This window comes from Halococcus qingdaonensis (assembly GCF_024508235.1).
GTDB classification, from domain to species: Archaea; Halobacteriota; Halobacteria; order Halobacteriales; family Halococcaceae; genus Halococcus; species Halococcus qingdaonensis.
Window position 1 is genome coordinate 1,888,152 of the sequence record NZ_CP101943.1, and the last position, 14,343, is coordinate 1,902,494.

Consider the following 14,343-nt stretch of genomic DNA (forward strand, 5'->3'; position numbering starts at 1 on the left):
GACCGTTTCGTCGGTCGTCGGGAGGATCGGCAGCGGCTCGGCGATAAAGCGGTTGTTTTTATGTCGAGCGGCGCTATTCGGTCGGTATGCAGCTCTCGGTGGTCGTGCCGACCCTCAACGGCCGAACCCAACTCGCGGCGTGTCTCGACGCGCTCGCGACGGTGGCCCCCGAGAGCGAGGTGGTCGTCGTCAACGGCCCCTCCGCGGACGGTACCACCGGCATGGTCGGCGAACGCGACGACGTCGACGTGCTCGTCGAGGTCGCCGACCGGAACCTGAACGTCGCGCGCAACGCCGGGATCGAACACACGGCCGGCGAGCACGTCGCGTTCGTCGGCTACGATCGGACCGTGGAGCCAGGCTGGAAGGACGCGCTCGCGGCGGGCTTCGACACCGATAGCCACGGCGACGGGCGTGCGCACGCCATCGTCGAAGGATATCCACCGCGGATGCGCCGGGATGTGGGAGTCGTCACCGGGCCGGTACGATCGGCCGACGGGCCGACGACACCCGAGTCGCGGACCATTACCGGCCGCGAGGTGACGTATTTCGACGGCTCGAACGTCGCGTTCACCCGCGCGGCGCTCGAAGACGCTGACGGGTTCGACGAATATCTCCAGACGGGCGGTGCGCGCGATCTCGCTCACCGGCTCGCGGCCGTGGAGTACGACGTCCGCTGGGCGGGAGGGATGGCCGTCGGCGACGCGCTCGGCACCGAGACGGCCCCGTCGGCCCCGCGAGCGATCTCCGACGGCGGCCGGACCGAGCGCGACTGGTACTGGAAGTATCGCGCGCTCGCCTACCGCCTCGTCAAGAACTACGGGCTGCGGCCGACGACCGCGCGACGACTACTCTCGCACGCGGGCCGGGACGCCCTCACCGGGCTCGAAAGCGTCGTGCGCGGCGAGGCGAGCCCGACGAACTGGGTCGGAAACGGGCGGGACGTGCTCACCGGGAGTCTGCGCGGCAACGGCTCCGGGCTGGCCGCGCGCTGGCGCTCGCGCGACCGCCGCAACCCGAACGGGCTCTCCGCGCGATCCGAGCGCGCGGTCGCGGTCCACGACTGGCGCTGACGGTAGTTGATAAGCGTTCGTTTCGGTGTTCGTGTGCCAGAGCCTGCCGTTCGCGTCCGGCGTTTCCGCGATCCCGAGTAGCAATTTTTATATAGAACCGCAAACGACCCATTGATGAGGATTTCAAATCATGGCACAGCAACAGCGCATGGGTGGACAGCCGATGTTCATCCTCAGCGATGACAGCGAGCGAACACGCGGTGAGGACGCACAGAGCGCGAACATCGAGGGCGGCAAGGCCGTCTCGGAGTCCGTCCGGACGACGCTCGGCCCGAAAGGGATGGACAAGATGCTCGTCTCCGATTCGGGCGACGTCGTCATCACCAACGACGGCGCGACGATCCTCGGCGAGATGGATATCGAGCATCCCGCCGCGCAGATGATCGTCGAGGTCGCCGAGACACAGGAGGACGAAGTCGGCGACGGGACGACCACGGCGGCCGTGCTCACCGGCCAGCTGCTCGCCAAGGCCGAGAACCTCCTCGACGACGACGTCCATCCGACGACGATCGTCGAGGGCTATCACGAGGCCGCGGAGCTGGCCCACGAGGCCGTCGACGAGCTCGTCGTCGACGAGACGGTCGACGACGACGTCCTCCGCGGCGTCGCCGAGACCTCGATGACGGGCAAGGGCACCGGCGACGTCGGTGCCGAAGCGCTCGCGGAGACGGTCGTCGAGGGGATCCGACAGGTCGAGAACGACGGCGTCGCACGCGAGGACATCACCGTCCGCACCCAGACGGGCGCGAGTTCGAGCGCGACGGAGCTCGTCGAGGGCGTCATCAGCGAGGAGGAGCCGGTTCGCGAGGACATGCCCGCGACCGTCGAGGACGCCTCGATCGCCGTGCTTGACGTCGAATTCGACATCCGCGAGTCGAACGTCGACGCCGAGTACGACGTCGGGAGCGTCGAGGAGCTCAACGCCGCCATCGACGCCGAAGAGAGCCAGTTCGAGCAGTACGCCGACGCGCTCGCCGATCTCGACGTCGACGTGGCGTTCGTCACCGAAAGCGTCGACGACCGCGCGGCCGCCCACCTCGCCGACGAGGGGATCCTGGTCTTCGAGAGCGTCGACGACGACGAGGCGAAGGCGATCACGCAGGCGACCGGCGCGAGCCGCGTCGGTGCCATCGACGACCTCGAAGCGGACGATCTGGGCAACGCCGAGCGCGTCAGCGTCGAGTCGTTCGCCGACGACGATCTCGTCTTCGTCGAGGGCGGTGCGGCCGCCGAATCCGTGACGGTGTTCGCCCGAGGCGGCACCGATCACGTCACCGACGAGCTCGAACGCGCGCTCCACGACGGGCTCGACGTCGTGACCGCCGCACTCGATGCTGGCGGCGTCGTCCCCGGCGGCGGCGCGAGCGAGGTCGCCATCGCCGCGTACATCCGCGACCACGCGGCGAGCATCGAGGGGCGTCGCCAGCTCGCCGTCGAGGCGTTCGCCGACGCGACCGACGTGCTCCCGCGCACGCTCGCCGAGAACACCGGCATGGACCCGATCGACGCGCTCGTCGAGCTGCGCAGTCGCCACGACAGCGAGGGCCGGGCCGGCATCATCAGCGAAAGTCAGACCGGCACCGTCACCGATCCCGTCGAGGCCGGCGTCTTCGATCCCGTCGCCGTCAAACACGAGGCCATCGAGAGCGCGACCGAGGCCGCGACGATGATCGCCCGCATCGACGACGTCATCTCCGCGGACAGCTAATCCGACCCACCGTTTTTTCGGCCCGAGCGACGACCAGCGCGTCGCACGTCCGTCGACGGTCCTCAGATCGTCGGGAGTCGCCAGTCGTATCGCAGCGCCAGCAGGCGAAGGCCGAGCACGACGATCGCACAGCCGAACGCTGCCCGACCGGACGCGACGCCCGCCCGCACGGCGAGCCAAAACGTGGCTCCGCCAAGCACTGCCGGCGTCGCGTAGAAATCCTCATGGAGCACGCTCGGCACCCGACCGAGCAGTAGATCGGCAATGCTGCCGCCGCCGACGCCAGTGAGCGTCGCGAGAACGACGACGCCGAACGGCGAGAGCGCCGCTCGAACGCCGACGAGCGCGCCGGTGGCCGCGAACGCCGCGAGCCCGACGGCATCGGGGAGCTGGACCACCGCGTGGGTCCGGAGGCGACTGCCGAGCAGTCGTGCGAGCACGAGTGCGAGTGCGACGCCGGCGAGGGCGATGGCGACGTCGCCGGTCGTCCGCAGTGCGACCGGGACGCGGCCGACGAGCGTGTCGCGGAGAATGCCGCCGCCGAGCGCCGTGAGCATGCCGAGAACAGCGATGCCGAACAGATCGAGATCGGCGTCGGCACCCTTGAGCGAGCCGGCGAGCGCGAACGCCACGAGGCCGATCGCGTTCATCGCGCCGAAGGCGTCGACCATCAGACGTCCGTCAGCACGACCGGATCGCCCACCGCGACGTCGAACGCCCGCTCGCCACGGCCGCGGTTGACCGCGAGCTCGACGTTCTCGTGGCTCCCGACGGTGACGAGGCGCTCGCCCGACACGACGTGTGCGTACGACCGTTCGACCGGTGCCCGCTCGTCGTTGACGGTGATACTGTCACCGAAGGAGTCGTCGAGCACCTCTCCAGGGACGTTCGTGATGGCGTTGCCGAACCCGTCGACGACGAGCACTTCGCCCGCGATCGCGTCGTCGCGGTGTGTCGGTTCGGGAAAGGAGAGCTCCTCGATCCCGTCCGCCGGCGTGCAGCGATCGAGACTCTCGACACTGTCGATGCCCGCCTCGTGGACAGCGGCGGCTGCCGGCGCGAACACGTCCCGGCCATGGAACGTCGAGCTCTCGGCCTCGTCGTCGGCGATCACGAACGCCTCGATATCGTTGCCGTCGGCGAGTCGGCGAGCTGCGGGGACGAGAACGCCGTTGTCCGGCCCCACGAGGGCGTGGTCGCCCGCGCGCACGACGAGCGCCGCGCGGTCGGTACCGACGCCCGGATCGACCACGACGAGATGGACGGCGGGCGGGAAATAGGGGAGCAGTTCTCGCAGCCAGAACGCTGCCGTGCGGACGTCCTGCCTAGGGAACTCGTGGCTGACGTCGACCAGTCGGGCGTCGGTGTTCGAGAGGAGCACGCCCTTCATCGCCGCCGGGTAGGGCGTACCGAAATCGGAGCTCAGCGTGAGCATGTTATTCGGGATCGGCGGTGTTCGAGCGGTGCGGACGGTTGTCGGCCGCGCCGTCGGTGTCGCTCACCCGCTGGAGGCGCTCGATGCCGTCGATCTCGGTGACGACGTCGACGACGGCGCTCGGGATGAGCGCCTCCCAGCCCTCGTCGTCGATCATGCGCTCGCGGATCTCGGTGCCTTCGAGCTTCTCGCGTTCGAACATCGGCGACTGACGCACCTCGACGCCCGCCTCCGAGAACAGCTGGACGACGAGCGGGTTGTTCGAGTAGGCGACGTCGAACGCCGGCGACATGCTGCGGACGTGGCTGACCCAGACCGCGTTGCGATCGAGATCCTCGATCGGCACCGGGTAGATGACGAGATCGGCGTCTTCGAGCGACTTGGTGATCATCATGATGCGCTCGCCGGCGGTGAACGGGTTGTGGCGCGTGTGCGAGTCGTCGGCGCTGCCAATGCCGAGCACGAGTTCGTCGACCTCGTCGGCGATGCGTTCGACCATGTGGTGGTGACCGTCGTGATAGGGCTGGAAGCGACCGATGTAGAACCCCCGCGTCATATCCACACTCCCGCCCCACACGTATATAAAACCGGCCGGTCGTCCGTGAACGGCGAATCGTGGCAGAAACGGACTCACAGGGGCGGTTTCGACAGCGTGTGCACGACGTTCGAGGGGAGAAAGTATATCAGTAAACGTGCCCTCGTTTCTACTGTTAGAGACAGTCACATGAGCAACGACACCGACACCGACGACGCGTTCCCGACCGAGTCGGAGATCGACTCGGACTCGGAGTCGGGAGCCGAGACGACCGTGCCGTCAGGGGAGGAACTCGGCAGCGACGTCGACGACGAGGCCATCATCGAGGGGCAAGAGGACGACCTACTCGGGGGGCTCGACATCGAATCGACCGCCGACATCGAGATCCCCGACCGACTCGTCGATCAGGTCATCGGGCAGGATCACGCCCGTGACGTCGTGATGAAGGCGGCCAAGCAGCGCCGCCACGTCATGATGATCGGGACGCCCGGGACGGGCAAGTCGATGCTGGCCAAAGCGATGAGCCAGCTCCTGCCCAAGGAGGACCTCCAAGACGTTCTGGTCTATCACAACCCCGACGATGGCAACGCGCCGAAGGTCCGAACCGTGCCGGGCGGAAAGGGCAAACAGATCATCGAGGCGCACAAGGAGGAGGCCCAGAAGCGCAACCAGATGCGCCAGTTCCTGATGTGGATCATCATCGCCATCGTGCTGGGCTACTCGCTGCTGATCGCCGGGCAGGTACTGCTCGGCATTCTCGCCGCCGGCGTCATCTACATCGCCTTCAAGTACAGCTCCCGCAGCACGGACGCGATGATCCCGAACCTCCTGATCGACTCCTCGGACACCCAGACCGCCCCGTTCAAGGACGCGACGGGTGCCCACGCTGGCGCACTGCTCGGCGACGTCCGCCACGACCCGTTCCAGTCGGGCGGGATGGAGACGCCGAGCCACGACCGCGTCGAGTCGGGAGCGATCCACGAGGCCAACAAGGGCGTGCTGTTCCTCGACGAGATCAACACGCTCGACGTGCGCTCCCAGCAGAAGCTGATGACGGCGATCCAGGAGGGTGAGTTCAGTATTACTGGTCAGTCCGAGCGCTCCTCGGGTGCGATGGTCCAGACCGAACCCGTCCCGACGGACTTCGTCATGGTCGCCGCCGGGAACCTCGACGCGATGGAGAACATGCATCCGGCACTGCGCTCGCGGATCAAGGGCTACGGCTACGAGGTATACATGGACGACACCATCGAGGACGAGCCGGAGATGCGCCGCAAGTACGCCCGATTCGTCGCCCAAGAGGTCGACAAGGACGGGCGGCTCCCGCACTTCACGCGCGACGCCGTCGAGGAGATGATCCTCGAAGCCCAGCGCCGTGCGGGCCGGAAGGGACACCTCTCGCTCAAGATGCGTGACCTCGGCGGGCTCGTCCGCGTGGCGGGCGACATCGCTCGGGCGGAGGAGGCCGAGTTCACCACCCGCGAGCACGTTCTCCAGGCGAAGAACCGCTCGCGCTCGATCGAACAGCAGCTCGCCGATACGTTCATCGAGCGCCGCAAGGACTACGAGATGACCGTCGCACAGGGCGACGTCGTTGGCCGCATCAACGGGCTCGCCGTGATGGGCGAGGACTCGGGGATCGTCCTCCCCGTGATGGCCGAGGTCACCCCCTCGCAGGGCCCCGGTGGCGTGATCGCCACCGGCCAGCTCAAGGAGATGGCCGAGGAGGCCGTCCAGAACGTGTCGGCGATCATCAAGAAGTTCTCCGACGAGAACATCTCGGAGAAGGACATCCACATCCAGTTCGTTCAAACCGGGCAGCAGGGCGTCGACGGCGACTCGGCCTCGATCACCGTGGCCGCCGCCGTCATCAGCGCGCTGGAGGACGTGCCGGTCGATCAGAACCTCGCAATGACCGGTTCGCTGTCGGTCCGGGGCGACGTGCTCCCGGTCGGCGGCGTGACCCACAAGATCGAGGCCGCAGCCAAGGCCGGTCTCGAACGGGTCATCATCCCGGCGGCGAACGAACAGGACGTGATGATCGAGGACGAGTACAAGGATCAGATCGAGGTCGTCCCCGTCTCGCACATCAGCGAGGTGCTCGAAGTCGCCCTCGCCGGCGAGGGCGAGAAGGACGGGCTGGTCGACCGCCTGAAGTCGATCACCGGCCAGGCGCTCGACCGACAGGTCGGCCAGCAGGGCACCGGCAGCCCCAGCCCGCAGTAACGTGGCCCGTTGGGCGGTCTTCGCGGGGCTGACCGCCCTCGTTCTCGTTTTGTTACTCGCGCTCGCGCGCGTTTCCCAGGTGGCGAGCCACGAGGCCGCCCCGACGAACGAAGCGCCAGCGAGTGTTTCCGAACACGCCGAGCCAGAAGATCATCCGGAGTCAGCACCCCACCAGGAAGCGGAGTCCCGTCCGGACGCCGAACAGCGTCCGGAAGCGGAGCGCCCGAAACGCGAACCACAGGAACCCGCATCGCTGTCGACGGGGCTACTGCTCGCGAACGTCGCGCTCTCGCAGGGACTCTTCCTCGTCGTTCTGCTCGGAAGCGCGTGGTACACGCGGATCCCGCTCGGGGCGCTCGGTGCGGCACCGGCGATCAACGGGTTCCAGGAACTCGCCGTCGGCGTCGCGCTCGGCGTCGGACTGTATCTCGCCAACGAGATCGGTTCGCGTGCGGCGAAGGCCGTCGGCATCGAGGTGCCCGAGCAGTTGCGTGAATCGCTCGCGCCCGATTCGACCGGTGGCTGGGTCGTGCTGCTCGGCGTCGTCCTGCCGACGATCGCCGTCTTCGAGGAGTTCCTCTTCCGGGCGGCGCTCGTCGGCGCGTTCTCGACGGGCTTTTCGCTCTCACCGTGGCTGCTGGCACTGCTCTCGTCGCTCGCGTTCGCGCTCGGCCACGGCGCGCAGGGTGTGCTCGGCATGGTCGTCACGGGGAGCCTCGGCTTCGTGCTCGCGGGTGCGTTCGTCGTGACCGGAAGCCTGCTCGTCGTGGTGGTCGCTCACTACCTCATCAACGCGCTGGAGTTCGCCGTCAACGAAAGTTCGCTCGGATAGTCAATCCTCGAACGGAGCGACGGCATCGGCGTCGACCAGTTCCTGAATTTCTCCCGCGTCGTAGCCAGCTTCATCGAGGAGGTCGCGAGTGTGTTCGCCGAGGCGGGGCGGATACTGGCGGATCGTCGTCGGCGTGGTCGAGAAATGCATCGGGCTGCCCGGCATCTCGACGGTCCCGGCGGTCGGGTGATCGATCTCCCTGTGCATCCCGCGCGCCGCAACCTGCTCGTCGGCGAAGACGTCGGCCATGTCGTGGACATCGCTCGCAGGCACGTCGTGCTCGTCGAACAGGGCGAGCAGTTCGTCGGTGTCGTATTGCTCGAATTCCTCGGCGAGCAACGAATCGAGCGCCTCGCGGTTGGCCACCCGGTCCTCGTTGGTCGCGAACCGGTCGTCATCGGTGAGATCCTCGCGATCGAGCGCCGTACAGAAGTTCGGCCAGAGGTTCTCGGAGGCGACCGCCACCACGACGTAGCTGTCGGTGGTTTCGAACGCTTGGTAGGGCGCGATCGTCGGATGTTTGCTGCCCATTCTGGAAGGTGGCTTGCCGGTCGCGAAGTAGTTAGACGCCATGTACGTCATCCAGGCCACTTGGCCGTCGAACAGGCTGATATCGAGTTTCTGGCCTCCTGACCCACTCAGTTCGCGTTCGAGCAGCGCCGCCAGGATCCCCTGTGTGGCGTACATCCCCGCGCCGATATCGGCGATGGCGACGCCGACGCGCACCGGCACTCTGCCCTCCTCGCCGGTGATGCTCATCAGCCCACCCTCGGCCTGCATGATGATGTCGTAGGCCGGGCGGTGGCTGTCTGGTCCCCACTCGCCGTAGCCCGTGATCGAACAGTAGACGAGTTCCGGGTTCGCTTCCAGGAGGTCGTCGTAACCGAGACCCCACTCCTCCATCTTCCCCACCCGGAAGTTCTCGACGAGCACGTCGGCCTCGCCGGCGAGTTCGCGGAACACCTCGCGACCCGCCTCCGAGGCGAGATTCAGCGCGATCGAGCGCTTGTTCCGATTGATGCTCATGTAGTAGGCGCTTTCGTCGGAGTCGCCGTAGGAGGGCGGCTGCCAGCCGCGAGTCTGATCGCCGGTGTCGGGGCGCTCGACCTTGATCACCTCCGCGCCGAGATCGCCCAACTGCATCGTACAGAAGGGGCCGGCGAGAACGCGCGAGGCATCGAGTACCGTCAGCCCGTCGAGCGGCCCGCGATCGCCGTCGGCCGTGCGCGCTTCGCCGGTCATGCTCCCTCCATGAACGCGCTCGCCTGTGGCTCGTCGGGATCCGTCCGGACCTCGACCAGCACGGGTTCGTCACGCCCGACGGCCTCGGCAACCCGGTTTTCGAGGTCCGCGATGCCGTCGGCTCGGAGCGCGGTCATGCCCATCCCCTCGGCGATCGTCGGGAAGTCGAGCGCGGCCGACGGCCAGCCGTAGGCCCCCGATTCGAGCCCGTAGCTTCGCTCGGCCTCCTCGCTGATGATCGCGTAATCGTCGTTGTTGAACACGACCGTCGTGATCGGGAGGTCCTCGGCGACCGCGGTGTGGAGTTCGTGGACCGCCATCATCAGGCCGCCGTCGCCACAAAGTGCCAGCACAGGTTTCTCGGGATTGGACAGCTGCGCGCCGATGGCGGCGGGTAGTCCAGTGCCCATCGTCGCCCACGAGCCGGGATTCACGTACCGGCGCGGACCGGCAGCGTCGAAGACGTTGAGCGCCCACACCCGGAAGCCGCCCGCGTCGGCGCTCACGACCGTCTCGTCGGGGATCGCGCGACGAACTGCTCGAAGGCAGGCCACGGATGTCGGCGGTTCGCGCTCGGCGTCGAGGAGATCGGCGATACGTTCGTCGTAGGCATCCCTGACCGCCGCGACTTCCGCAGCGCCGTCCCAGCCGTCGCCCGCGCCGTCGCCGAACCGGTCCTCCAATTCGTCGAGCGTCGCGCGCGCGTCGGCGACGATACCGATAGTGGGACTGTAGCCGGTACCGATGTCGTTCGCATCGAGGGTGACGTGAACGAGTTCGTCGGGCAGCGGTGCCGACCAGTTGCTCGTGGCGACCGCGTCGAGATCCGAGCCGACGACGAGCGCGGCGTCCGCGGCGGCCAGCGTCTCGTCGAGCTCCGGGCTGGCACTACCTGAGAGCGTGCCGAGCCAGAGCGGGTGATCACCGCCGACGACGCCCTTTCCCTTGTACGTCGTCACGATCGGCGCACGCAGGCTCTCGGCGACTGCGCTCAGTTCGGTGGCGGCTCCCGCGGTTCTGACGCCGCCGCCGGCGACGACGATCGGCTTTCGGGCTTCGTCGAGCAGTTCAGCCGCAGCGGTGACGTCGTCGGGTTCGGCAGGAGCCGACAGTTCGTATTCGGTCGATGATGCGACTGCTACATCCTGCTTCAGGAAGTTCTTCGGGACCCCGATCCTGACTGGTCCCTTCGGCGGCGTTTGCGCGATCATTATCGCGCGCTCGATCTCGGCGGCGGTCGCCTCGGCAGTCTCGACGAGGAGGTTCTCCTTGACGATATCGTCGTAGATGTCGGGCGGGGTCTCGTGGATGGCGTCGCCGCCGCGGAGTTCGGGCTCGGTCTCGATGGCGATGTGGAGAAGGGGTGTGCAGTCGTTTTTCGCGTTCTTCAGCCCGTTCATCGCGTTCATGTCGCCCGGGCCGGGCACGACGATCGTCGCCGCCAGCCGACCGCTGGTCTCGGCGTAGCCCCATGCCGCTTGGCTGACGGCAGTCTCGTGGCGCGCGACGACGTAGCGGATGTCGTCCGCGCGATCGATACCGTCGTTCAGCGGGAGCGACTGCTTGCCGGGGATGCCGAAGACGGTGTCGATACCGTTCGCGCGAAGTCGCTCGACGACGGCGGTGCTGACGTGCATGATAAATCCACCACGTCCGGGGGTAAAAAGCGTCCCGTAGCGATCCGCTCAGTCCTCGTGCACCGCGCGGTGGGGCGTGATGTGCGGACCGCGCTCGCCCTGCTCGACGGTCGCCGAAACGCCGAAGACGTCACGGAGAAGTTCCTCAGAGATGACTTCCGACGGTGGTCCGCGGGCGTAGATCTCACCGTCGACGAGCGCGAGCATGTGTTCGGCGTGTCGAGCGGCCTGATCGAGATCGTGGAGGACGAGCACGACCGTGACGTCGCTCTCGGCTCGCAGCGTCTCGACGATCTCCATCACCTCCAACTGGTGATGGAGATCGAGGAAGGTGGTCGGTTCGTCGAGCAGCAGCACTTCGGTGTCCTGGGCGAGCGCCATCGCGATCCACGCGAGCTGTTTCTGGCCGCCGCTGAGGCTGCCGAGGGTCCGCTCGCGGAGGTGGTCGACGCCCGCCAGCGAGAGTGCACGCTCGACGGCCGCCTCGTCGTCCTCGGTCGGCGAGTCGAACGCGCCGCGATGCGGGTAGCGCCCGTGCATGGCGAGGCTCTCGACAGTGAGGCTCGCCGGCAGGCTGCTCTCTTGGGAGAGCAAACCGAGTTTGCGGGCGAGCTCCTTCGTTCCAAGCGACTGGATCTCTCGGCCGTCGAGCGTGACGACACCCGAATCGGGATCGAGCTGGTTGGCGAGTCCCTGGAGGAGCGTACTCTTCCCCGATCCGTTCGGCCCGACGAGCGCCGTCACGCGGTTTTCAGGGATCGACACCGATTCGCCGTCGATGACCGGGCCACCGGTCGGATAGCCGAGCACCAGCTCCTCGCCGACGAGGGCGCTGTCCGGCTCGGTCCGGCCGTCTTCCGACGACTCCCTCCCCTCTATCGACGATCCGCCGGCGACGAGCGTACCGCCGTCCGGCGCGACCTCGCTGGAATCGTCCATCAGTCGTCGCCACCCGCCAGCCGCCCGTTCTCGGAGCCCGATCGATCGGTCCGCGCCGGCGGGACGCACCATCGCTCGCTCATAGCTGTTTAGGCAACCCTAAAACACATAAACGTTTCCGTTACCAGACGAGCGGCGGTTCGAGCCGCGGTCGGGACCGTCGGTTACTGCGAGAACTTTCCGGCGACGATGTCCGCGACGCGCTTGCGGTCGAACAGTTCCTTCGAGACGCCGTAGACCTGTTTCGCGGCGCGTTCGGTGAGCACGAGGTTCGTGATCGGCCCCTGGTACAGCGGCCCGCCACGATAGACATCACCGTTTTTGACTGCGGTGAGATCGCTCGCGATATCGTGGTCGCGAAGGAACTGCACGACAGTGCCCTGGAACTTCGTTGCGGTCTGATCCTCGTGGCCGCGCAGGAGGAGCATCTCGGGGTCGATCTCCAACAGCGTCTCGTAATCGATCTCCGCCCGTGACGCGTGGAAGTTCTCGACATCGGTCTCGGCGAGCGCGTCGCGCACCTCGAGATCGCGCCACTGCTTGAAACTGGTTCCCTTGCCGATGAGATACGGACTGAATTTCTCTGGCTGGTTGCCGCCGGCCCAAAGGATGGCGACCGCCGGACGCTCGCTTTTCGACGGGACGATATTCGAGAGCTGCGACTGAAACCCGTCGTGGAGCTTCGAGAACGCGTTGTATCGCTGCTCGCGCTTGAACACCTTGGCGAGCTTCCCGAACGCATCGTACAGCGAGTAGTAGCGGTAGTTCTCGTGCCACGAGTAGCCCCGCGAGAAGCCGGTGTTGCCGACGAACGGCGCGACGTTGGTCGTGATCTCGTCGATATCGGCCCGTTTCCAGTTCTTGGCACGATTCAGCAGGAAGGTCGGATCCTGAACGTGGACGTCGCCGTCGAGCTGGTAGTACGTCTCCTTACTCACGCTACCGCCGTCGCCGAACAGAGTTGTCATCTTCGAAGTGTCGACCGAGATGCCGGGAATCCCGTCGTAATACTGGGTGTGGTAGCGCTCGGGCAGCCAGAGCGCCTTCGGCGGTTCGACGCCGAGGGCAGCGCCCATGTCGGCCCAGCTGCCATTGTTCGCGACCCACGTCTGCGGGACGCTCTCGAACGTGACCTCGCCCATCGGTGCCATCGAGACGCTGTAAGCACCGTTGCCGCCGGAATTGGCATCAGTCGTCGATCCACCCGTCGTCGTTCCGGTGGTAGATCCGGTCGTGCGGTCGCTCCCGTTGCCGTCGCCGCTCTCGCTGGCCCCGCCGGCACAGCCGGCCAGCAGCGCGCCAGTCGTCGCCGTCACGCCGGTCAGAAAGCGTCGTCGTTGCATATGGATTAGGCTCGCCGAAAAGAGGCTAAAGCGTTCTGGTTTTGGCTCGCCTAAATGAGATGAGGATGGGAAAACGGTCGGGGTGATTAGGCGGTTCCATCGATGATGGCGGCGAGCTTCTGCCGGTCGAACAGCTGCTCGTCAGCGGGAATCTCGGGATACGGATCGCCGCTCGTGTAGTCGGGCCAGTCGCCGAACTGTTCGGGATAGAGCTGTTTGGCGGTCATCTCCAGCTGGAAGAGGTTCATGATCGGTCCCTGGTAGCGCATTCCGGACGGATAGAGGCGATCGTTGCGGATCGCAGTCAGGTCCCGCCCTGCCGGCTTGCTCGTGATGCGCTCGCGCACTTCGTCGATATCGTGTTTCGACGACATACTCCAGAGATGGAGGATCACGTCGGGGTCGGCTTCGAGCATGGCCTCGTAGCCGACTTCGCCCCAGAGACTCGACCATTCCTGTTGGGCGAAGGCGTCGCGTGCTCCGAGCGGGCGGGTATCGGCCAGCCAGTAGCCGGGCCGGTTGAGATGGTAGGTGTAGAAGGCGCTGTTGTCGTCGTTGAGCGTGACGCGGACGGCGGTCGGGCGCTCCTCCTTCGGCGGGAGCTTCGAGCGGATCGTCGAGAGCACGTTCGAATGCATCCGTTCGAGTGTTCGGTAGCGATCGCGTTCCCGGAGTACGCGCGCGACTTTGCCGAACAGGTCCCAGAGCGAGTAATACTGGTACTTCTCTCGATAGGATTTCGGCGGCTCGTCGTGTGTGCCGCTGTAGAAGTTCCCGAACCAGGGGCCGACGTTTGTCGCGATCTCGTCGATATCGGCCCGTTTCCAGTTCTGTTGGGTCGAGACGTACGCCGGATCGAGGAAGTGGACATCGCTGTCGAGTTCGTAGAGCTTCTCCTTGCTCAGCCCGTCGGCGAGCGGGTCGGAAAGTCCTTTCCAGTCCGGCGAGACGCCGTCCAGGCGCGCACAGTAGGAGCCCATGACGTCACCGGAAAGCTCCGGACTGTAGATCGTGTTCACGGCGTCGCCGTGACCGAGCGCGACCGCCATGTCCGCGTACTGCGAGAACACGACGAACAGGGATTCGGGGGCTCCCTCGAACGAAACGTCGCCCATCGGTGCCATTCCAACAGTGTAGGAACCACCGTTCGATGTGGTCGAGTCAGTCGACGAACCGTTGTTCGCGCCCGACTGCGCTCCGTTGCCAGTACAGCCCGCAAGCACGCCACCGGCGAGCATCGCGCTACCGCCCTTGATCACGCCTCTCCGCGTGGGGCTCGCGCCCGTGCGATCGGACATGTATTTTAGGTCCGCCAAAACAACGGATATCGGTTTCGATCGACGCTCGACGGACCGGTTCCGAAACGGGCGACC

At 66.5% G+C, this 14,343-nt stretch carries 12 protein-coding genes; 4 read left to right on the plus strand and 8 right to left on the minus strand.

Features of this window, described 5'->3' with window-relative positions; all coding sequences use genetic code 11:
- Positions 1-86 precede the first annotated feature (86 nt).
- Positions 87-1,073, plus strand: a complete 987-nt coding sequence (locus NO363_RS09730; RefSeq protein ID WP_256684723.1) for a glycosyltransferase family 2 protein — start codon at positions 87-89, stop codon at positions 1,071-1,073.
- Between the two features lie 148 nt (positions 1,074-1,221).
- Positions 1,222-2,781, plus strand: a complete 1,560-nt coding sequence (gene thsA, locus NO363_RS09735; protein WP_256687954.1) for a thermosome subunit alpha — start codon at positions 1,222-1,224, stop codon at positions 2,779-2,781.
- Positions 2,782-2,843: 62 nt separating this feature from the next.
- Here thsA and NO363_RS09740 read toward each other — a convergent pair whose 3' ends face one another.
- From NO363_RS09740 to NO363_RS09750, 3 genes are read right to left on the minus strand one after another with little or no spacing between them, the layout of a single operon-like run.
- The gene (locus tag NO363_RS09740; protein ID WP_256684725.1) at positions 2,844-3,452 is read right to left on the minus strand and encodes a trimeric intracellular cation channel family protein; all 609 of its coding nucleotides are present in this window, start codon (positions 3,450-3,452) and stop codon (positions 2,844-2,846) included.
- Positions 3,452-4,216, minus strand: coding sequence for an SAM hydrolase/SAM-dependent halogenase family protein (locus NO363_RS09745; protein ID WP_256684726.1), 765 nt, complete (start codon positions 4,214-4,216; stop codon positions 3,452-3,454). Before NO363_RS09745 ends, NO363_RS09740 begins: the two co-directional genes overlap by 1 nt.
- 1 nt (position 4,217) lies before the next feature.
- Complete coding sequence (locus tag NO363_RS09750; RefSeq protein WP_256684727.1) at positions 4,218-4,772, minus strand: nicotinamide-nucleotide adenylyltransferase; 555 nt, start codon at positions 4,770-4,772, stop codon at positions 4,218-4,220.
- 168 nt (positions 4,773-4,940) lie between these two features.
- On the opposite strand from NO363_RS09750, the gene lonB reads away from it, so the two are divergent.
- Positions 4,941-6,977 carry an ATP-dependent protease LonB gene (gene lonB, locus NO363_RS09755; RefSeq protein WP_256684728.1) on the plus strand — a complete coding sequence of 679 codons (2,037 nt, stop codon included), beginning with the start codon at positions 4,941-4,943 and terminating at the stop codon, positions 6,975-6,977.
- Between the two features lies 1 nt (position 6,978).
- Positions 6,979-7,809 (plus strand): CPBP family intramembrane glutamic endopeptidase, encoded by an 831-nt coding sequence (locus NO363_RS09760; RefSeq protein WP_256684731.1) that lies wholly within the window; start codon positions 6,979-6,981, stop codon positions 7,807-7,809.
- On the opposite strand, the gene NO363_RS09765 is transcribed toward NO363_RS09760, so the two are convergent.
- The 5 genes from NO363_RS09765 to NO363_RS09785 all read right to left on the minus strand — a co-directional run bounded on the left by NO363_RS09765 (position 7,810) and on the right by NO363_RS09785 (position 14,268).
- Positions 7,810-9,051: a CaiB/BaiF CoA transferase family protein gene (locus tag NO363_RS09765; protein WP_256684733.1), complete on the minus strand. Its 1,242-nt coding sequence runs from the start codon at positions 9,049-9,051 to the stop codon at positions 7,810-7,812.
- The gene (locus NO363_RS09770) at positions 9,048-10,688 is read right to left on the minus strand and encodes a thiamine pyrophosphate-binding protein (protein WP_256684734.1); all 1,641 of its coding nucleotides are present in this window, start codon (positions 10,686-10,688) and stop codon (positions 9,048-9,050) included. The genes NO363_RS09765 and NO363_RS09770 overlap by 4 nt, the downstream gene beginning before the upstream one ends.
- Positions 10,689-10,736: 48 nt before the next feature.
- Positions 10,737-11,627, minus strand: coding sequence for an ABC transporter ATP-binding protein (locus NO363_RS09775; RefSeq protein ID WP_256684735.1), 891 nt, complete (start codon positions 11,625-11,627; stop codon positions 10,737-10,739).
- A gap of 164 nt (positions 11,628-11,791) precedes the next feature.
- Entirely contained in the window at positions 11,792-12,970 is a 1,179-nt protein-coding gene (locus NO363_RS09780) for an ABC transporter substrate-binding protein (RefSeq protein WP_256684737.1), read from the minus strand.
- An 86-nt stretch (positions 12,971-13,056) separates the two neighbouring features.
- Positions 13,057-14,268, minus strand: a complete 1,212-nt coding sequence (locus tag NO363_RS09785) for an ABC transporter substrate-binding protein (protein ID WP_256684739.1) — start codon at positions 14,266-14,268, stop codon at positions 13,057-13,059.
- Positions 14,269-14,343: the final 75 nt, after the last annotated feature.

Bases quoted from the DNA above. Each gene is read 5' to 3' on its own strand.
- NO363_RS09775 (WP_256684735.1), bottom strand. From the start codon at position 11,627: ATGGACGATTCCAGCGAGGTCGCGCCGGACGGCGGTACGCTCGTCGCC.
- NO363_RS09785 (WP_256684739.1), bottom strand. From the start codon at position 14,268: ATGTCCGATCGCACGGGCGCGAGCCCCACGCGGAGAGGCGTGATCAAG.
- NO363_RS09740 (WP_256684725.1), bottom strand. From the start codon at position 3,452: ATGGTCGACGCCTTCGGCGCGATGAACGCGATCGGCCTCGTGGCGTTC.
- NO363_RS09765 (WP_256684733.1), bottom strand. From the start codon at position 9,051: ATGACCGGCGAAGCGCGCACGGCCGACGGCGATCGCGGGCCGCTCGAC.
- lonB (WP_256684728.1), top strand. From the start codon at position 4,941: ATGAGCAACGACACCGACACCGACGACGCGTTCCCGACCGAGTCGGAG.
- NO363_RS09770 (WP_256684734.1), bottom strand. From the start codon at position 10,688: ATGCACGTCAGCACCGCCGTCGTCGAGCGACTTCGCGCGAACGGTATC.
- NO363_RS09780 (WP_256684737.1), bottom strand. From the start codon at position 12,970: ATGCAACGACGACGCTTTCTGACCGGCGTGACGGCGACGACTGGCGCG.
- NO363_RS09750 (WP_256684727.1), bottom strand. From the start codon at position 4,772: ATGACGCGGGGGTTCTACATCGGTCGCTTCCAGCCCTATCACGACGGT.
- NO363_RS09730 (WP_256684723.1), top strand. From the start codon at position 87: ATGCAGCTCTCGGTGGTCGTGCCGACCCTCAACGGCCGAACCCAACTC.
- NO363_RS09745 (WP_256684726.1), bottom strand. From the start codon at position 4,216: ATGCTCACGCTGAGCTCCGATTTCGGTACGCCCTACCCGGCGGCGATG.
- thsA (WP_256687954.1), top strand. From the start codon at position 1,222: ATGGGTGGACAGCCGATGTTCATCCTCAGCGATGACAGCGAGCGAACA.